This is a genomic window from Acinetobacter venetianus RAG-1 = CIP 110063 (genome assembly GCF_000368585.1).
GTDB classification, from domain to species: domain Bacteria; phylum Pseudomonadota; class Gammaproteobacteria; order Pseudomonadales; family Moraxellaceae; genus Acinetobacter; species Acinetobacter venetianus.
Map to the genome: position 1 here is coordinate 1,196,312 of NZ_KB849558.1, position 19,400 is coordinate 1,215,711.

Below are 19,400 nucleotides of genomic sequence, written 5' to 3' on the forward strand. Positions count from 1 at the left end.
TGACCTCTAAAATTTACATCCAATCTATTCAATTATTTACCTGAATAGTTCTATGTATTACTCACTCGCTCATTGGCATGTTCAGGATCAACTGCGATAGCCAAATTAAAATGTTCAGGTGCTTTACCTGCGTGCAGAACCACAGGAACACTTTTCGAAGCAGGAATTTTTGCATATTTATCATGGCTACCTAAAGCAACCAGTGGGTTTGTTTCAGGATAATATGCCGCTAAGCTTCCTTGAGGAATGTTGTATGGCACAATACGGAAACTATGCACAATTCGCTTCACACCATCAGAGAATACACTCTCAATATCAACCCACTGATCTGCTACAAATCCAGCTTCATCAATATCTGTTTGGTTCATGAACAATACACGGCGCTGCCCAAATACACCTCTATAACGATCATCTAAACCATATAAAGTGGTGTTGTACTGATCATGTGAGCGCGTAGTCATTAAGGTATAAACTTTCTGTTCACTATATGCCGCAGCATATTGATTTTCTTGATCTTCGTAGACTTCATCTATTGGCGTAATCAAGAATTGTGCTTTACCACTTGGCGTATGCCAAACGTGCTGATTAGCAGGATGTTCTAGATGAAAACCACCCGGTTGATATACACGCTGATTAAAATCATGGAACTCGTCAAAAACATCGGCAATAGAGTCACGAATACGATCATAACTTTCGATATACCAACGCCATTTGACATTTGTTTCAGGCAATGCCGCTTCTGCCATACGTGCAACAATATCAGGCTCGGACAAAATATTTTCAGAAATTGGAGGATTACGCCCTGCCGATAAATGTACGTTACTCATCGAATCCTCAACCGAAATCGCTTGCGGACCATGAACTTGCATATCAATTTCAGTACGACCTAAACAAGGCAACATTAAGGCATCTTGACCACAGACCAAATGGCTTCGATTAAGTTTAGTTGTAATATGTGTCGTCAAAGCGCAACGACGCAATGCCTCTTGCGTATAAGGCGTATCAGGTGTTGCAACCGCAAAGTTACCGCCTAGCCCAATAAAGACTTTAACATCGCCTTCATACATTGCTTTAATCGTATCAACCACACCATGACCATGTTTACGAGGTGATTTAATGCCGAATACACGATCAATACTATCTAACATTTGCTCACTAGGATTTTCGTTAATCCCCATTGTTCGGTCACCTTGCACATTACTATGGCCACGAACTGGGCATAAACCTGCACCCGGACGACCAATATGTCCTCTAGCTAACAACAGATTTGCGAGCATATGGATATTGGCTGTTCCATGACGATGTTGAGTAATTCCCATTCCCCAACAGAAAATCGCTTTTTTAGAGTCGAGGAACATTTTGGCAATCGATTCTAAATGTTCGGGTGACAACCCTGTGTACTTATGAATTTTCGACCATTCTGTACGATCAATTTCAGCAAGCATTTCATCAAAGCCAACGGTATTCATCTCGATAAAACTTCGATCAAATACGCTTGCTTTGCCTTTCGCAATGGCTTTTTTATCCCATTCCAACAAATGCTTCATTACGCCAAACAGTAATGCATAATCTCCACCAATTTTTGGTTGAAAATAATATCGGCTGATTGGTGTACTACCATTGGTCATCATTTCTAAAGGCGCTTGAGGGTCTTGGAATCGTTCTAAACCACGCTCTTTAATTGGGTTAATTGCAATAATATTGCCACCACGTTTGGATACTTCTCTTAGTGTTGCAAGCATTCGTGGATGATTTGTTCCGGGATTATGACCAAAGCTAAAAATAGCATCAGCCTCGTCAAAATCGTCGAGGATAACCGTGCCTTTACCTAAACCAATCGAATCTTTTAAACCGACACTTGTGGTTTCATGGCACATATTCGAACAATCAGGAAAATTATTCGTTCCAAAGCTTCTGACAAACAGCTGGTATAAAAATGCAGCTTCATTACTTGCGCGGCCAGAGGTATAAAAAGCAGCTTGATCTGGATGTTCTAAAGCTTGTAAATGTTTTGCAATCAGCTGAAATGCTTCATCCCAAGAAATCGGAACATATTTATCTGTCGCAGCATCATAGCGCATCGGATCAGTCAAACGTCCGAGGTCTTCCAAATAAAAATCGCTTTGTTCAGCAAGCCAACTTACTGTATGTTCAGCAAAAAACTCAGGTGTAACTGTTTTGCTTGTTGCTTCAAATGCGACTGCTTTAGCTCCGTTTTCACAGAAATTAAATGCATGTGCATCTTTTTTCTCCGGCCATGCGCAACCTGGACAGTCAAAGCCTGTTGGTTGATTAATATTGAGTAAGGTAATAGAACCTTTTTTTAAGATATCTTGCCGTTTAAGGTTTCGAGCGACACTCAGCAATGCACCCCATCCACCAGCTGGTTGAGTATATGGCTCAATTCGAGCGTAGCCATTATTTTCTTGCGTATTTATGGTCTGTTCTGAATTATCCATGGAATCGCCCTCATCTGAGCTGTCATTTGTGTCTATGGTTATTACACTTAACATGAAATGAGGTTATTTTCTATTTTTGTTTTGTGTGATCATTCATCTATAAAATAGAAAAAAGCCTAGTTAAACCAAGCTTTTATGATAAATTCTTCGTTCATTATGCTATGTAAAAATTTGATTCAGCTGCTTAAAAACAGTTCATTAAAATTCTACTATTCACCCGACAAAGAACATTCAAAATTGGCTTTATCGACTGAACACCGAGCTTTCTTTAAAACACTCATCATACTGGCATCGTAGATCCCACGTTGTGTTAACTCAATACGTCCATCACGCATCATTTTTTGATATTTGAGTTTATCTTCTGCTGTTAAATTCATTTTATATTTTGCAGGAATTTCAGCTTCTAGCTTTTTGATGGTAGCAAAAGTTTTAGGTAGTTGTTTGACAAACCAATCTCGAGATTTCTGCCCAAAACCTGCTGGGAATTTCTCAGGACGTAAAACAAGATTTGCTGTCACTTGTAATACAGGGAAATTATACATCACCCCATTTGTGCCTAAACCCTTACTTAACTCTAATGGTTTATAAGCGTATGCTGGCGCACCAATCATATCGACCTGACCATTATTAAACTTGGCAGCGAAGTTCGAAATATCTGAAAGTACAGCTTGAGCACCTACGCGCTGAACTATTAATTTTTGGGCATCGTCATAACCTAAAACAGCAAATTTTTTGCCTGCAGCTTTTTCGATCGAATTAATGCTTTTGTCACGAACAAAAATAAATGCTGAACCTAGTGGAGAAATACCTGCAACCTCATATTTATTGCCGCTGAGATTGGTCGTCATTTTCGCCGCATTACGTGGATCGGAAACAAATGTAATCGCTCGTTTTGCAATTTCATCACTCGGAACACCACCTAAAGAATCAATTGATCCAACAAACTTATTATATGGTCGTGCGCGCATAGAAGTCATCGCAACTGCATCACATTTACCTGCTTTAAAATTATTGTCAGCAACCTGTTCATCTGTAAGTGCCACGAGATTTATATCTGCGCCCCAACCTTTCGCGGCTAAAGCCCAGTCTTGCATTCCTTTATATGCTTCGCCTGACTTGCCTAATAAGTCAAACACGCATACATCAACAGCTGCTTGAGTTGAAGCAGATATCGCTAAAATTGAAGTCGTTGCGAGCGTAAGAGCCATTTTTTTCATTTTTACTTCCTTTCACAAACATAATGTTTGTTTTTATACATTCAATAGTTAAAACTTTTTTTAATTAAAAATGATCATCCAGATCATTTTTAAACTCACACAGATAAATCACCGTGTTTATTCTTAATAAAGAAAACACCTTCATCTGTTTGCTTGAACAGCTGGGGAACGCGCTAAATAATCTAAAGCCTGTTCTGTATTCCCTTCAGTTTCAGGATGAAAGTTTGGTGAAATCCAACGAACAATTGCTTTCGTGATAAACGTTAATGTCGGAGCATTGTCTGTTGCTTTCGCTTGTTTCTGATAAATCGGTAATAATCTGAAAAAGTTGCGATTAAAAATCTTTTGTATCTTTGTATCTGGATCTTGTTTACCTAAATCACGCGCGATATCAGCTAGCATGTAAATAAAAATAGGAAAAACAAGCATCATCAAAAACTGACGATAAAGATAAAATAAGACAGGGTTCGGTATCATTTCTTTAAATAGATCAAACGCGACACAACGATGTTCCACTTCCTCAGCTAAATGCCAACGGAACATATCAGCAATCACTGGGTCTGCTTTATCCCACGAAGTATTGTCCATACACCACTGTCCAAGCACACCAGTAAAGTGCTCAATCGCAGCAACAACACCTACCCGAGTAACTAACCAGAAATGCTCTAAAGACTTCTTTTCTAATGCTTTAATACCTAGTGGACGATCACCTAACAAAATCGTGAATATCCAATTAATTTTTTTAAAAGCAGGTTCTAGATCATAATCATGTTGCTTCAGGAATTCTTGAGCAGTTTGATGAGCACGAGCGTGGGTCGCTTCCTGACGAATGAATCCTTTGACATCATCCATCAATATCGAATTATTCAGATATGGGAGAGTCTTATTGTAAACACGACAAAACCAGAACTCTCCCGCAGGCAAAATTAGGTTAATCCCATTAATTAAATGTGAGCATATAGGATCATTTGGAATCCACTGTACTGGTGAATTTGAAAAATCAAATTTTACAGATCGTGCAACCAATTTGTGGTGTTGCGTTTGTGCGTTCATATTGATCTCAACTTGTAAACTAATAAATTTCTAACTTCTTGAAAATATCTTTTAACTGGATATGACATTGCTCACTCTCCACTTAAAGAACATTCAAAATTGGTTCGTTCTACAGCACAACGCGCACGTTTTAAAACCCTCATCATGACAGGGTCATACACACCAAGTTGTGTAAGTTCAATGCGGCCATCTCGCATCATCTTTTGGTAACGATGTCTATCTTCGGAAGAAAGAGCTTGTTTATATTTCGCAGGAATATCCGCTTCTAAACGTGCAATCGTGGAAAAATTCTTTGGAAGCTGCTTAATTGCCCATGCCCGTGATTTCAGTCCAAAACCTTTAGGAAATTTATTAGGTCGGAGAATGATGTCAGCGGTTAAGTTAATAACAGGAAAATCAAATATTGCTCCATTGCTTCCTAAACCTTTGGAAATCTCTAAGGGTTTATAGGCATAAGCTGGGGCTGCAATCACATCGACTTGGCCGTTATTAAATTTCTTAGCAAAGTCCGAAATCTCTGATGGGACACCAACCAACTCCAAACGCTCTACAATCATTTTTTGTGCTTGATCGTAATGTAAATAAGCAAATTTTTTGCCCTTGCCCTTTTCAATTGTATTAATCGTTTTATCGCGCACATAAACATACGCCAGACCAATTTGAGCAATTGCAGCGACCTCAAATTCATCACCATTTAATTTAGTTACCAAACGGTGCTTATTACGAGGATCTAAAGCATAGGTAATTGCTTTTTGTGCAATAGAATTATTTGTCACTGCTCCCAATGCATCAATCGAACCTGCAAACTTGTTGTATTTTCTTGCGCGCATAGATGTCATCGCAACACCATCGCACCTGCCTGTATCAAAATCATTTTGTGCTTTGGCTTCATCTTGATAAGGAATTAAATTTAAGTCTGCATTCCAAGCTTTTGCAGCAAGTGCCCATTCTTCTACTGATTTATAAGCCTCACCTGATTTACCGAGCAGATCAAATACGCAGACATCGACTTTGCCTTGTACAGTCGTTGAAAAAATTGTTATCGCGGTAATCAAAATTCCTTTTTTCATTTCCCACCCTAGCAATATTTGGAATGTATTTTTCTGCATCACGGCAGTAATTTACGTTGATTAAAGTCAACTAGACTTTGCTGACATGGCTATTTTTCAATAAAAGAAAATGTTGTAATAGTTCTGAATAAGCCATTTTAGTATCATTTTCCGACATGGGTTTTTATGGCAATAAATACAAAAATTGAAAAGACTGTTCCCGGAACTTATATCGCATTAATGGTCGACGTGGTTTCTCGTTGGAATATTTCAGCAGAAGAATTATTAGCTGGATCAGGTCTTAATACGGATCAATTACTACAACCGTTGTGGCGTGCAGATGCCAAAATCGTCATGGGGATATTGAAACGCGCATTAGATTTAACAAAAGTTCCAAATTTAGAATTTGGATTTTATTTAGGTATGCAAATGACAATTACCTGTCATGGGTTGATGGGTATGACTGCAATGCTCGCTGGGAATGTCAAGCAAGCACTGAATATTGCTCAAGAGTTTATTTCACTTCAATCTAGCATTCATAAAATAAAGCTCGAAGTTTTTGATAATCATGCTGCAATCCTCTTCGAACAAACCGAGAGCTATTATTTAGATGAAGTTATCCAAATTGCTTTATTGCTTGGATTTGCACAGATGGGAAAAAGCATTTCAGGACAAGAGTTAAGCGGGTTAGCAGACGTACAATTTAGTAAACCAGATTATTTTGATAAATTACTCCCCTTAATTCCCGGCGAGGTCAGATTTAATCGTCCAATGACGCGCTTAGAATTTAATAAAGAAATTTTAGATTTTCCATTACTCCATGCAGATGCAATTGCAGAGCGCTTATCACGAGAAGAATGTAAGTCTCAATTGCGTAAGTTATTAAGACAAAACAGCTTTAGTAGCTCAATACAAGATCTTATCTATGACGAGGCAATGGGCATCAGTCCTCTATCTGACATTTTAGAAAAAATCGGAATCTCTGAACGCTCCTTACAACGCAAGTTAGAAAGTGAAGGTACAAATTTTCGAGAATTAGTGGACAAAATCCGTTGTGAAAAAGCCATTCAACTGATCAAAAATCCTAGCTTATCTCTTGAAAATATTGCCAATCACCTCGGATACACCAATACCAAAAATTTTTCACGAGCCTTTAAACGCTGGACAGGAAAATCACCAAGACGATACTAATTTTTAGTATAAAAAAATTACTGGCAAGCGCTCAGATTGCCAGTAAGAGAGAAACTGATCTAAAACTTCGACAGGCTTATTGAGTTGAATTTTTAACCTCTACAGTAGTCTGTTTCTGCTGTTGTGAAGGCATATAATCAGGTTGGTGACTGACGGCGAGAAAGAAAAAAACGAGAAACAAACAACCTAATAAGATACTGATGCCAACTGCTAAATATGGAAATTTTGATTGCTCTTGTGACATGAGCTTTACTCCTAAAATATACAAAATTCAGTTATTCAATTCAGGCAATGGATAAGGCTTTATAACTTGCACCATTTTGAATACGGGTTTGTAGGTACTCGGCATAAACCGACAATTTTTCAAAGATATGCTCTGAATAAAACATATCTTCGATCAAATGCTTGGCTTGTGAATGATTAAAATTTCCAGTTTGAGAGACCAAATTTGCGTTTAAGTTTGAATACAAACCGCACACTTCTTTGTGCATCTCATCTTTGTTCTTGAACAGTAGTTTTCTAAGTTGAATCATTTCATCTTGAATTAGGTTCTCAGATTGGTCTGCATCAATCACAAAAATTTGGATATTCAAGTAATTTTCAAGCTGTTTCAGTTGCTGTATATCCAAAGTTAAATGCGTGATTAAAAAAATCTGTGAAACATCTGCTCGACAAAGCGCTTTAATCAAACGATTGAATAAAAAGTCTTGCTCGGTGTTTACTTGATCAACCAAATCAATATGAAGTTTTAAACTCTGAATCACCTCTTCGATTCTCAGGTTTAGATTTTTCTCAGCCTGATAATATTGATTCAAAATGCTTAAAACAGACATTGAAACAGGCGTGCTATAGATCACAGGTTGATTTAGATTGGCAATGATAAATGGTGCGAATAAATAACCAAGATTATTATCATTTTCATCGATTTTCGCTTGAGCAATATATACAACCTGATCTTTAGAAAAATCCCTCAGCACCTTTGCTCGTAACAATGTCGCTTCAAGATTCACATACTCAAACTGCAACTGCTCTTGTACAGCTTGTGATGGTGCTACGCCATTGAACAGTTGCATGATCGAATTGAGTTCTTTTGTGATAAACATTGTGATACACCATTCAACCTAAATCATCATTTCTAGAGCATGAAAACCTTCAAATCATGCTCTGAGTTCATGCTGTTATTTTGAGCGTCTGGAAAGTTATTGAATAGCTACAGAATTACACTAAAAAAATATAACAGATGCATGACTCACCAAAAATCTGTTATAAAATAATAATTATTTATGAATTCTAACAACTACAGATTAGGTTTAGACTCTAAATTTTATGTATAAATCAGAACAGCTAGCGCAAAACCTGAAATTACTGATTGAAAATGGTACATGGCAACCACATACGAAATTGCCTTCTCTTCGTGAGCAAGTGCAACGTTCAGGTTTTAGCTTAATTACCGTGATGAATGCTTATCAAGAATTGGAAGCACAAGGACTGATTTATTCCAAAGAAAAATCGGGTTATTTCGTTGCCGAACAAATTGCATCGCAAATTCCACAGGCTTATTCTGTGGTTTCTTTGAACCCTAAAATTGAAATTAACTCACTTGTATTTAAATATCTCAAATCGATTCAGCCAAAACAGATTGTTCCTTTAGGCTCTGCTTTTCCTGATAGCCAATTACTCTATCCACCCAAATTAATTCAAATCATGGGACAACTGTCTCGAAATAGACATAGTTATGATCAGACCACCAATCTGCCACCCGGCAATCTTGAATTAAGAAAGCTGATTGCCCAACGTTATTGTATGCAAGGAATTCCGACCGATGCTGATGACATTGTGATCACATCAGGCGGCTTAGATGCACTTAATCTTTCATTACAAGCAATTACGCAGCCGGGCGATTATATTTTATTACAACAGACCATTTTTTATGGCGCATGGCAGGCTGCGGAACGCTTAGGTTTGAAAGTTATTACTATTCCTGAACATCCTCAACATGGTTTTGATTTTGAAGCTTTTGAGCAGGTTATAAAAACTTATCCAATCAAAGTATGCTGGTTCATGTTGAATGCACATAATCCAATCGGCTTTACCGTCAGCGATGAAATGAAATATAAAATCGCGAAACTTTTGCATGAACATCAAATCCATTTAATTGAAGATGATGTCTATGAAGAATTGTTTTATGGCTCTAAAAAACCATTGCCAATGAAATATTACGATCAGCAAAATTTAGTACTGCACTGCTCATCATTTTCTAAAACTTTGGGTTCAGGTTTTCGAGTTGGCTGGGTTTATGCGGGTAAATTTTCTGAACATATTCAACACCTACAGCTCATGAGCACGATTTCTGCAAATGCATTGATTCAAAACGTGCTGGTTGAGTTTTTAGCGCATCATCATTATGAAAAGCATTTAAGAGTATTAAGACGCGCTTTGGAGAAGAATAAGAAACAATTTTTTAATTACCTGAAACAACATTTACCTGCTGATTGCCAAGTTTATAATTATCCAAGTGGTTATTTCCTATGGATTCAACTCCCTGAAAAAGTCAGTAGTATGCAAGTCTATGAAAAATTGATTCAACAGCAAATAGGTGTTGCACCTAGTCCTCTTTTTAATGTCTTGCCATCACATCAGCACTATATTCGTATGAATTGTTCTTTTGAATGGAGCGAGCAGATTAAGCATTCGCTGGAATTGTTTATTCAAACGATTCAGCATTCTATGTCAGATGAATGAAACTAATTTCTTTGAATGATACTTAAATTTTGATCCACCGAAACGTCATCCCAAAGCTGCGAGCGATTAAAAAGATAGTGTTTATCAACAAAGTTAAAGTAGGTGAAAAATTAAATAGGTTTTGTGGATGACAATGGTTTTGCTTACTTTTGCCGAACGAGAAACAACGTATCGTAAGGTAGAACGAACCGCAGGTTTATACTGAAACAAAATGAGGACTCGACAAGACTCTGTTCAACTCACTTATTACTATTTAAACAGCCTTAAAAATAATATCAATTCATTGTAATAAAAACCTTTTTCGATACTGACTTGGTGTCTCTCCAAAATTCTTTTTAAAAGCACGAATAAAGTTGGTGGCTTCTTCATAGCCCACAATTCCTGCAATATCCTGAATACTATATTGCTGTTGTTGTAATAGCTTTTTTGCTTCGCTAAATCGTACTTCAGATAATATTTGAAGAAAACTTGTCCCTTGAGCTTGCAAATGTCTTTTGATCGTTCTTTCAGACATATTCATACGTTCAGCGATCATCGGTAATGTTGGATAACCATTGCTTGCATTGTAGAGTAACTCTAAACGAATACTTTTTTGTAGGTCTCGATGCGTTTCCTTAATCAGTTTGCCTTTATCATTTTCACAGTATAAAAGTGCCTGTTGAAAAGACATTTGATCTGCATTTTGATTTTTACAATCTAGGTATTTTTTGGGAAATCTAAAACCATTACGTTTTTGATTAAAATTCAGAGAAATAGATGCAAATGAAATAGCAACATAATCTTGTGATTGTAGCCAATCTAAATACACATCACACTCTTCGGCTAGTTCTTGTGAAAATAAAGCTAGAAAATGAATTGCTCCAAAAATTAAACTTTCAACGAGAAAAGCTCTTAATTGAGCTGATTGTTGTTCATTGCCTAATTTTACAGGATGAACATCATCTAAATAGACATAGACAAAGTCCTCTTCAACTCGCCATTCGGGTACGAAATTTTGAATGCGTGTACAGAAATACTGTTGGCAGAGATTCAAAGCAGTTTCAACATCAGCACAGCTCAAAAAAGCAAATCCTAAAGCGCCATGAGACGTTGGGCGCAACTTCTGCCCATATTCAATTCCAAGACGATGATTACCCGTGAGTTGTAATGCGTTAACTACCAATTTAGACCATTGATGCGCGCTCATCTTGGCATCAGCATGTTTCATTTCTGAGAGGACAAGACCGCTGTTGTATAAAACAGTTGGATAATCAATACCATACTCATGAGTGATTTCTAATAATATGTGCGCATATGACACTGAAATTGTTTCTTGGAATAACCCAAAAGGATCACGCATAAAGTTACTCATGTCCTAAAATGATCATTAATATGGCATAGTCTCACCTATTGAGCGAGTCTTATATTCGAAATAATCAGTCAACGAATGATGAATATAAGCTCAGGAGTTGCTGAAATGGCAACCATGTCTCTCGATAAACAACAATCAATTTACATTTTGACATTACACAATGGTGATCATGAAAATGCATTGAATAAAGTAGTCTTAGAAGAATATCTAGAAATTTTTGATGAAATCGAAAGTAATCAAAATAATGCTAGCCTCATTATTCGAAGTGATCACGCCAAGACTTTTTGCAATGGTTTAGATTTAGCTTGGCTCATGCAGCAATCAATCGAAGAGAAAAAAGCCTTTACAGTTCAACTTGAAAATATGTTGCTTCGACTAGCGCTGCTCAATTTACCTGTGATTGCTGAAATCAACGGTAATGCCTATGCTGGTGGCGCAATCTTGGCTTCAGCATGTGATTTTAGATTTATGCGTGCAGATAAAGGTCGTTTCTGCTTCCCAGAGGTCAACCTCACTATTCCATTCACCGATACAATTGCTGAAATCGTGCAATTGCTGCCAAATCGTCATGCAACATGGGAAATGGCATTAACCAGTAAAACCATGACGGGTCTTGAATGTTTACAATCTCAAGTTGTCAGTCAAATTCACCCCGTTGAATCATTACAAGCAGAAACTTTGAAATTTGCTGAGGAAATGGCACAAAAGCATCGTTTAACTTATGCTGTGATAAAAACACAACTACGCAATCGTCTTGTACAGATAGCAAAACAACGCCAAATTTTTGATCAAGAAAAGTATGCACATCCATTTATGATTTAATTCGCTTTTTTATAAAAATACAATGAGGAATGATGATGAAAAATATGCAAGGAAGAACAGTTTTTATTACAGGTGGTAGCCGTGGAATCGGCAGAGCGATTGCCTTAAAAGCTGCTCAAGCGGGAGCAAATGTTGTGATCGCGGCTAAAACAGCAGTGGAAACGACAAAGCTATCTGGAACAATTTATAGTGTTGCTGAAGAAATCGAAGCAGCAGGCGGCAATGCGCTTCCCTTAATTTTAGATGTACGTCATGAACAACAAGTTCAGCTCGCCATCCAACAAGCAGCATCAAATTTCGGTGGTATTGACGTACTCATCAATAATGCAGGTGCAATTGCACTCACTGGTATCGAATCAACTTCGTTAAAACAATATGATCTAATTCAGAATATTAACCATCGCGCGACATTCATTTGTGCGCAAGCGGCTTTGCCCTTCTTAAAACAATCGGAAAATCCACATATTCTTAGTCTATCTCCACCCGTAAATATGTCACCCAAATGGTTAGGTATTTTATCCCCTTATGCACTGTCTAAATATGGAATGACGATTCTTACTTTAGGTATGGCCGAGGAATTTCGCCATTATGGGATTTCTTGTAATACCTTATGGCCAGAAACCTATATTGCAACGGCAGCTGTATCAAAGAATTTAGGCGAGGAAAATACACAACACGTCAGTCGTAAACCCGAAATCATGGCTGATGCAGCCTATACAATTTACACCACTGCAAAAGGTGAGCTTAGTGGACATAGTTTGACTGACGAACAAGCATTATCTAGAGTCGGTATCACTGATTTTGAAGATTATGCTTGTATCGAGGGAAACACCTATTTGCAAAAAGATTTTTTCCTTGATTAAAATAAAAAACGACCTTAAAACACTAGTTTTAAGGTCGTCGGATCGTGTTCAGATTAAATCAATTAACCTGGGAAAATACCACGTTCTTTACGCGCTTTTAAGATACGCTCACAACCTAAAATGAAGGCTGCGGTTCTCAACGTACAAGCTTTTTCACTTGAAGTGTGCCATACATCATTGATCGCTTGGATCATTAACTTATCAAGTCTTTCGTTAATTTCTTCTTCAGACCAGAAGTAGCTCGACATATCTTGTACCCACTCGAAGTAAGATACAGTTACACCACCAGCATTACAGATTACGTCTGGAACAATCGTTACGCCACGTTGAACTAAAATATCGTCAGCTTCAGGGTAAGTTGGACCATTTGCACCCTCAAGGACTAACTTCGCAGTTAATTTTTGAGCGCGCTCTACAGTAATCTGACCTTCTAATGCAGCTGGAATTAAGATATCCATCTCCACATCCCAGAATGCTTCATCACTGATTGCTTGCGCACCAGCAAATCCACCAACACCAGGATTGCTTTCAAGATAGGTTTTCAATGCAGCTACATCAATGCCTTCAGGGTTTGAAATCGTACCCGTATGATCTTGGATCGCAACAATTTTAGATTTTGAATCAGCAAATAAATAAGCTGCTTCACTACCTACGTTACCAAAACCTTGAACTGCAACCTTAGCACCTTCTAAAGGCAATTTAATTTTTTCAGCAACTTGTTGACCCGTGATAAATACACCACGACCAGTCGCTTTAATACGGCCTAAAGAACCACCTAAATGAACTGGTTTACCTGTTACAACGCCAGTCACAGTGTGACCTTGACCAGATGAATAAGTATCCATGATCCAACCCATTACGTTTGGATTTGTACCTACGTCTGGTGCTGGAATATCTTTTTGAGGGCCAATAATATGACCAATTTCACTAGTATAACGACGTGTTAAACGCTCTAACTCACGAGGAGATAGTTGACGTGGGTCAACACGAATACCGCCTTTAGCACCACCAAATGGTAAGTTTACAACAGCGGTTTTAATCGTCATCCACGCAGAAAGCGCCATGACTTCATTTAAATCCACATCAGGGTGGTAGCGAATACCGCCTTTACCCGGACCACGAGATAAGTTGTGCTGAACACGATAACCTTCAAAATGACGAATCGAACCATCATCCATTACGATTGGCACATCAACGATTAAAGCACGCTTAGGACGTTTCAGTGTGTCAATGTAGTCTTTGAGATCATCTAAATATGGCGCAACACGATCGATTTGTTCGAGGTAAGTTTGCCATGGACCGTCATTTTGGGAGACATAAGATAAATTAGACATTGTCTATCCTTATAAAACTAAAATTGATGGATCAACGCAGCCGATCCATCAATCGAATAAGTAATTAAAAATAATATACGCGGCTAATTTGGCTGTACGATTGTCCAAATCAAACCGTGGATTGCATTCAGCCACATCAAAAACACGAATTTTTCCTGTTTTCTTAATGGCTTGTAACAATGGTTCAAAGACTGTTAGATCAATTCCTTTGACCGCTGGCGCACTGACACCGGGAGCAATGCAGGCACTAAATACATCCATATCTACTGTAATGTATAAGTGGTCGATTTTTTCTATAAAACTGTTAATTTTTTTGTTCAAATGATCAATATTTAGTAAGTGAAGTTGCTGATCGTATATATATTCGCAATTCAGTCGATCAGCGGTTTCAAACAGCACTTTTGTGTTTGAATGTTTTGCTACACCGATACATAAATAATGAAAATCTTGCTGATGTTGTTCGGACAATTTTGCAGCGTTTAAGAATGGTGTACCTGAAGTAACTTGTTCAGCTTCACGTAAATCAAAATGCGCATCAAAGTTGATAATTCCAATTTTTGCATTTGGCTCGTTGTTACGAATATATTGAAACAATCCTGAGAAACTTCCAAATGCAACTTCATGACCACCACCTAACACCACAGGTTTAATGCCTTGTTGCAGCGTTCTTTCTACGCAATCAGCTAATTCAGCTTGAGCTTGTTCTAATTTACCCTGATCACAAACTACTGTGCCCAGATCAGCAATACTAATCGACTGATGAACTGGAAGATTAGCGAGTTGTGCACGAATCATATCAGGCGCATCTGCCGCACCGATTCGCCCTTTGTTACGCTTCACCCCTTCATCCGAACTAAAGCCAATCAATGCATATGAAGGATGCTGGCTTGTATTGACCACTTGATGTAGGCGTAAGTGAGCTTCACCCTCACCATCATTTCGACCTTGCCACTTAAATGAATGATTCATAATGCTTCACTATTTTAAATTGTGTTAGACCTTAAACTGAAATTTCATTGCCATGACGAACAATACGCTTAGATAAATCGCCACCGAGCCAATAAACAACCTCTGAAGGATGTTCAATATCCCAAGCAATAAAATCAGCGACCTTACCCTGTTCCAACGAACCATGCGTGTTTTGCAATCCAAGCGCATATGCAGCATGAAGCGTGACACCAGCTAAGGCTTGTTCAGGCGTTAAACGAAATAAAGTGCTGCCCATATTCAACATAAGACGCAGCGATAGTGTTGGCGAAGTCCCCGGATTTAAATCCGTTGATAGTGCAATACGTACCCCATGCTGATGCAAAAGATCTAATGGTGGAAATTGCGTTTCGCGTAATAAATAAAATGCGCCTGGTAATAACACCGCAACTGTACCCGCAGCAGCCATCGCCTTGACATCATCTTCTGTCATATATTCCAAATGATCGGCTGACAATGCATGATAACGCGCAGCTAGGCTCGAACCACCTAACGATGAAAGTTGTTCGGCATGCAACTTCACAGGTAAATGAAGCGCTTGAGCTGTCTGAAATACACGTTCAACTTGCGCTGGAGAAAATGCCAGATGTTCACAGAATGCATCTACCGCATCAACTAAATCTTCCTGATGCAGTTTAGGCAGCATTTCAGTACAGATATGCTCAATATATGCATCACTCTGATCTTTATATTCAGGCGGTAAAGCATGTGCAGCCAAACAAGTACTTTTCACTGTCATCGGCAGCGTATCAGCGATTTGGCGAATCACACGGAGCATTTTTCGCTCGTTGGTATAATCCAAACCGTAACCGGATTTAATTTCGATAGTTGTTACACCATCTTGAAGTAAACAGCGAATTCGTTTCAATGCTGACGCAAGTAGTTGTTCTTCGCTCGCCTCGCGCGTCGCACGCACTGTACTGGCAATCCCGCCCCCACTCGCTGCAATTTCAGCATAGCTCACACCTTGTAAGCGTTTTTCAAATTCAACGCTACGATTGCCACCAAAGACACTATGCGTATGGCAATCAATAAAACCCGGTGTTACCCAAGCACCACCTAAATCTACTATCTCTACATAATCATCAGATGGAATGTCTTGTTGCGAACCAACCCAGTGAATGATTTCACTATCAGTAACGATTGCAGCATTTTCGATACTGGAATATTGTCCATTTTGCATGGTTGCAATATGACAGTTTTTCCAAAGCTTTTTCATTAACTATTCCTCAAATGACTCAAGCGCAATCTGCGCTCAAGTCATTCTGTTATTAGCTTTCCATTTTGATACTTGGTGATAGATGATCATCAACTTTGACAGCATTCGGTTTAGGTTTGACCCAAATGTTGTATGCAATACAAAGTAAGATTAACCACGTAATGCCCACATAAATTGCTGGTCGTGAATCAGGGAAATATCCCATCATTGCCAAGATAAACACCATAAATGCAATTGCAAATGCAGGCGCATATGGCCAACCAATCACTGGGAAATCGAGCGCTTTGATTTGAGCAGGTGATAATTTACGGCGCATCGCAACTTGTGAAAGTAAGATCATCAGCCATACCCAAACTGTGGCAAATGTAGCGATTGAGGCAATGATGATGAATACATTTTCTGGGATCAGATAGTTCAATACCACGCCAATCAACAACACACCTGCCATCACCACAACAGTCATCCAAGGCACACCATTACGAGAAAGCTTTTGGAAAACTTGTGGCGCTTGACCACGATTTGCCATACCAAACAGCATACGACCTGCACCAAACACATCACTGTTAATGGCAGATACAGCTGCTGTAATCACCACAATATTTAAAATCGTTGCCGCTGAACCAATCCCTAAATTTTCAAAAATTTGTACAAATGGGCTGCCTTGGCTACCAATTTGATTCCACGGGAAAATCGACATCAATACAAAAATTGTTAGTACATAGAACAATAAGATACGTACTGGAACGGCATTGATCGCTTTAGGAATAGAGGTTTTCGGATCTTGAGATTCACCAGCAGTAATCCCAATGATTTCAATACCACCGAATGCAAACACCACGACTGATAAACACGCAACTAAACCTGCAATACCATTCGGCATAAAGCCTTCATGTACCCATAAGTTTTGAATGCCAGTGGTGAAACCACTGTGATCCGCATGAAATCCGTAGAACATGAGTCCCAAACCGCCTAAAATCATCGCAACAATCGCAGTGACTTTGACAATTGATAACCAAAACTCGAGTTCACCAAATACTTTGACGTGTATAAGATTGATCGCACCCAAGAACATAATCAGCGATAAAATCCAAATCCATCGAGGTACATCGGGATACCAGAATCCCATATAAATCCCGAAAGCAGTGACATCAGCTAAAGCAACAATGATCATTTCAAAAACATAAGTCCAGCCTGTGGTAAAACCTGCCAATGGGCCAATGTATTGAGAAGCATATTCACTAAATGAACCAGAAACTGGATTTTGAACAGCCATTTCACCTAATGCACGCATCACGATATAAATTGCAATCCCTGCAACGATATATGCGAGCAAAACTGAAGGGCCTGCCATTTTTATTGCTGTTGCAGAACCGTAAAAAAGTCCCGTTCCAATCGCTGAACCTAAAGCCAAGAAACGGATATGACGGGTGTTTAAACCCCGCTGTAATGTGGAGCTCTGTGACATTATTATCTCCAATCCTTAGGAAATTTAGTTAGATACGACCACTCCTAGTGGTCGTTTTATAGATCACATTTCAGTTAAGCTAGGCTTGGCAGTAGCTTTTCGATCAGTAATTCGTTTAAGCAGCCACTAGCTAACAATTCACTTGCTTGCTCAATATCAGGTGCAAAGAAACGATCTTCACTGTAGTAAGGAACTTGATCACGTAGCACTTTGCGCGCACGTTCAAGTTTAGGAGAGCTTTTTAAACCTTCACGGAAATCTAGACCTTGGCATGCACCAAGCCACTCTACCGCTAAAATACCGCGCACATTATCAGCCATGTACCACAAGCGTTTACCCGCATTCGGCGCCATCGAAACATGATCTTCTTGGTTTGCAGAAGTTGGTAAGCTGTCAACACTTGCTGGATGCGCCAGTGCTTTGTTATCACTTGCCAAAGCTGCCGCTGTCACTTGCGCAATCATAAAGCCTGAATTCACACCACCATTTGCCACCAAGAATGGTGGAAGTTGTGACATATGGCGATCCATCATCATTGAGATACGACGCTCAGATAAAGAACCAATTTCAGCCAAAGCCAAAGCCAAGTTATCCGCTGCCATTGCGACAGGTTCAGCGTGGAAGTTACCACCTGAAATCACATCGCCTTCAGCTGCAAATACCAATGGGTTATCTGATACAGCATTGGCTTCGATTTCCAATACTTCTGCGGCTTGACGAATTTGAGTTAAACAAGCACCCATCACTTGTGGTTGGCAACGTAATGAATAAGGGTCTTGAACTTTGCTACAGTCTTCATGTGAATGTGCAATCTCACTAGACTCAGTAAGTAAGTCACGATAAGCAGCTGCCACATCAATTTGACCACGTTGACCACGGACTGCATGGATACGTGCATCAAATGGCGCGCGTGAACCCAACATTGCTTCTACACTTAAGCCGCCACATACTGTCGCAGCAGCAAATAGATCTTCTGATTCAAATAGACCACGTAATGCATAAGCAGTAGAAACTTGCGTACCGTTAAGTAAAGCTAAGCCTTCTTTTGCTGCAAGTGAAATCGGCTCTAAACCTGCTTTTTTCAAAGCTTCAACCGCAGGCAACCATTCACCTTTGTAACGTGCTTTACTTTCACCAAGTAATACCAAAGACATATGCGCCAAAGGTGCTAAATCACCAGAAGCACCAACAGAACCTTTTAATGGGATATGCGGATAAACTTCTGCATTAATCAATGCAAGAATGGCATCAATCACTTTACGGCGAATGCCTGAAAAACCACGCGCCAAACTATTTGCTTTGAGCAGCATAATTAAACGTACCATCGCATCATCCAGTGCTTCACCAACACCAGCTGCATGCGAAAGAACCAAAGAGCGTTGTAATTTTTCTAAATCTTCAGGTGCAATTTTAGTCGATGCAAGTAAACCAAAACCAGTGTTGATACCGTAGGCAGTACGCCCTTCATTTACGATTTTTTCGACGCAAGCGACACTGGCATTGATCGCATCCGATGCGCTGTCATCTAACTTAACTTTGATCGGATTTAAATATGCTTTGCGGAGATCAGCTAGCGTAAGTTTGCCGGGTTGAATAAGAAGTTCCATGTTGGCGTCCTGTTTTGCACTCTATTGTTCTCTTACGATGC

Annotated in this window: 16 protein-coding genes; 4 read left to right on the forward strand and 12 right to left on the reverse strand. The window is 39.1% G+C overall.

The features are described 5' to 3' along the window. Positions 1–50: 50 nt before the first annotated feature. From F959_RS11205 to F959_RS11220, 4 genes are all read right to left on the reverse strand, one after another. Positions 51–2,459, reverse strand: a complete 2,409-nt coding sequence (locus tag F959_RS11205; RefSeq protein ID WP_004880222.1) for an FdhF/YdeP family oxidoreductase — start codon at positions 2,457–2,459, stop codon at positions 51–53. 209 nt (positions 2,460–2,668) lie between these two features. Continuing rightward, the gene (locus F959_RS11210) at positions 2,669–3,676 is read right to left on the reverse strand and encodes a putative solute-binding protein (protein WP_004880225.1); all 1,008 of its coding nucleotides are present in this window, start codon (positions 3,674–3,676) and stop codon (positions 2,669–2,671) included. 141 nt (positions 3,677–3,817) lie between these two features. Further along, entirely contained in the window at positions 3,818–4,729 is a 912-nt protein-coding gene (locus F959_RS11215) for a metal-dependent hydrolase (protein WP_004880228.1), read from the reverse strand. A 71-nt stretch (positions 4,730–4,800) separates the two neighbouring features. Beyond that, entirely contained in the window at positions 4,801–5,799 is a 999-nt protein-coding gene (locus F959_RS11220; protein ID WP_004880230.1) for a putative solute-binding protein, read from the reverse strand. A 165-nt stretch (positions 5,800–5,964) separates the two neighbouring features. Here F959_RS11220 and F959_RS11225 point away from each other — a divergent pair, with 165 nt between their 5' ends. Further along, positions 5,965–6,969, forward strand: coding sequence for a helix-turn-helix domain-containing protein (locus tag F959_RS11225; RefSeq protein WP_004880232.1), 1,005 nt, complete (start codon positions 5,965–5,967; stop codon positions 6,967–6,969). Positions 6,970–7,045: 76 nt separating this feature from the next. Here the strand turns inward: F959_RS11225 and F959_RS16765 are convergent, their stop codons facing one another. Both F959_RS16765 and F959_RS11230 read right to left on the reverse strand, forming a co-directional pair. After that, complete coding sequence (locus tag F959_RS16765) at positions 7,046–7,213, reverse strand: cbb3-type cytochrome oxidase assembly protein (protein ID WP_004880235.1); 168 nt, start codon at positions 7,211–7,213, stop codon at positions 7,046–7,048. Positions 7,214–7,253: 40 nt separating this feature from the next. Further along, a complete protein-coding gene (locus F959_RS11230) occupies positions 7,254–8,072 on the reverse strand; it encodes a hypothetical protein (protein WP_017196715.1) in 819 nt (272 codons plus the stop codon). Between the two features lie 223 nt (positions 8,073–8,295). Here F959_RS11230 and F959_RS11235 point away from each other — a divergent pair, with 223 nt between their 5' ends. Next, entirely contained in the window at positions 8,296–9,711 is a 1,416-nt protein-coding gene (locus tag F959_RS11235) for an aminotransferase-like domain-containing protein (protein ID WP_004880239.1), read from the forward strand. A gap of 280 nt (positions 9,712–9,991) precedes the next feature. On the opposite strand, the gene F959_RS11240 is transcribed toward F959_RS11235, so the two are convergent. Then, the gene (locus tag F959_RS11240) at positions 9,992–11,050 is read right to left on the reverse strand and encodes an AraC family transcriptional regulator (RefSeq protein ID WP_004880241.1); all 1,059 of its coding nucleotides are present in this window, start codon (positions 11,048–11,050) and stop codon (positions 9,992–9,994) included. A 117-nt stretch (positions 11,051–11,167) separates the two neighbouring features. Between F959_RS11240 and F959_RS11245 the strand changes: the two genes are divergently transcribed. Next, positions 11,168–11,884 carry an enoyl-CoA hydratase/isomerase family protein gene (locus F959_RS11245; protein WP_004880244.1) on the forward strand — a complete coding sequence of 239 codons (717 nt, stop codon included), beginning with the start codon at positions 11,168–11,170 and terminating at the stop codon, positions 11,882–11,884. A 35-nt stretch (positions 11,885–11,919) separates the two neighbouring features. Beyond that, on the forward strand, positions 11,920–12,747 hold the full coding sequence (locus F959_RS11250; protein WP_004880246.1) for an SDR family oxidoreductase: 828 nt from the start codon (positions 11,920–11,922) through the stop codon (positions 12,745–12,747). A 62-nt stretch (positions 12,748–12,809) separates the two neighbouring features. Here F959_RS11250 and F959_RS11255 read toward each other — a convergent pair whose 3' ends face one another. The 5 genes from F959_RS11255 to hutH all read right to left on the reverse strand — a co-directional run bounded on the left by F959_RS11255 (position 12,810) and on the right by hutH (position 19,359). Beyond that, complete coding sequence (locus tag F959_RS11255) at positions 12,810–14,081, reverse strand: Glu/Leu/Phe/Val family dehydrogenase (RefSeq protein ID WP_004880248.1); 1,272 nt, start codon at positions 14,079–14,081, stop codon at positions 12,810–12,812. 48 nt (positions 14,082–14,129) lie between these two features. Continuing rightward, entirely contained in the window at positions 14,130–15,050 is a 921-nt protein-coding gene (gene hutG, locus F959_RS11260) for a formimidoylglutamase (protein WP_004880250.1), read from the reverse strand. 31 nt (positions 15,051–15,081) lie between these two features. Next, the gene (gene hutI, locus F959_RS11265; RefSeq protein WP_004880252.1) at positions 15,082–16,287 is read right to left on the reverse strand and encodes an imidazolonepropionase; all 1,206 of its coding nucleotides are present in this window, start codon (positions 16,285–16,287) and stop codon (positions 15,082–15,084) included. Positions 16,288–16,339: 52 nt separating this feature from the next. Further along, the gene (locus tag F959_RS11270; RefSeq protein ID WP_004880253.1) at positions 16,340–17,752 is read right to left on the reverse strand and encodes an amino acid permease; all 1,413 of its coding nucleotides are present in this window, start codon (positions 17,750–17,752) and stop codon (positions 16,340–16,342) included. Positions 17,753–17,826: 74 nt separating this feature from the next. Beyond that, positions 17,827–19,359 (reverse strand): histidine ammonia-lyase, encoded by a 1,533-nt coding sequence (gene hutH / locus F959_RS11275; RefSeq protein WP_004880255.1) that lies wholly within the window; start codon positions 19,357–19,359, stop codon positions 17,827–17,829. Positions 19,360–19,400: the final 41 nt, after the last annotated feature.

What these genes read in the sequence shown, in the direction of transcription:
- F959_RS11205 (WP_004880222.1), bottom strand. Translation starts at nt 2,459, where the DNA reads ATGGATAATTCAGAACAGACCATAAATACGCAAGAAAATAATGGCTAC.
- F959_RS11210 (WP_004880225.1), bottom strand. Translation starts at nt 3,676, where the DNA reads ATGAAAAAAATGGCTCTTACGCTCGCAACGACTTCAATTTTAGCGATA.
- F959_RS11215 (WP_004880228.1), bottom strand. Translation starts at nt 4,729, where the DNA reads ATGAACGCACAAACGCAACACCACAAATTGGTTGCACGATCTGTAAAA.
- F959_RS11220 (WP_004880230.1), bottom strand. Translation starts at nt 5,799, where the DNA reads ATGAAAAAAGGAATTTTGATTACCGCGATAACAATTTTTTCAACGACT.
- F959_RS11225 (WP_004880232.1), top strand. Translation starts at nt 5,965, where the DNA reads ATGGCAATAAATACAAAAATTGAAAAGACTGTTCCCGGAACTTATATC.
- F959_RS16765 (WP_004880235.1), bottom strand. Translation starts at nt 7,213, where the DNA reads ATGTCACAAGAGCAATCAAAATTTCCATATTTAGCAGTTGGCATCAGT.
- F959_RS11230 (WP_017196715.1), bottom strand. Translation starts at nt 8,072, where the DNA reads ATGTTTATCACAAAAGAACTCAATTCGATCATGCAACTGTTCAATGGC.
- F959_RS11235 (WP_004880239.1), top strand. Translation starts at nt 8,296, where the DNA reads ATGTATAAATCAGAACAGCTAGCGCAAAACCTGAAATTACTGATTGAA.
- F959_RS11240 (WP_004880241.1), bottom strand. Translation starts at nt 11,050, where the DNA reads ATGCGTGATCCTTTTGGGTTATTCCAAGAAACAATTTCAGTGTCATAT.
- F959_RS11245 (WP_004880244.1), top strand. Translation starts at nt 11,168, where the DNA reads ATGGCAACCATGTCTCTCGATAAACAACAATCAATTTACATTTTGACA.
- F959_RS11250 (WP_004880246.1), top strand. Translation starts at nt 11,920, where the DNA reads ATGAAAAATATGCAAGGAAGAACAGTTTTTATTACAGGTGGTAGCCGT.
- F959_RS11255 (WP_004880248.1), bottom strand. Translation starts at nt 14,081, where the DNA reads ATGTCTAATTTATCTTATGTCTCCCAAAATGACGGTCCATGGCAAACT.
- hutG (WP_004880250.1), bottom strand. Translation starts at nt 15,050, where the DNA reads ATGAATCATTCATTTAAGTGGCAAGGTCGAAATGATGGTGAGGGTGAA.
- hutI (WP_004880252.1), bottom strand. Translation starts at nt 16,287, where the DNA reads ATGAAAAAGCTTTGGAAAAACTGTCATATTGCAACCATGCAAAATGGA.
- F959_RS11270 (WP_004880253.1), bottom strand. Translation starts at nt 17,752, where the DNA reads ATGTCACAGAGCTCCACATTACAGCGGGGTTTAAACACCCGTCATATC.
- hutH (WP_004880255.1), bottom strand. Translation starts at nt 19,359, where the DNA reads ATGGAACTTCTTATTCAACCCGGCAAACTTACGCTAGCTGATCTCCGC.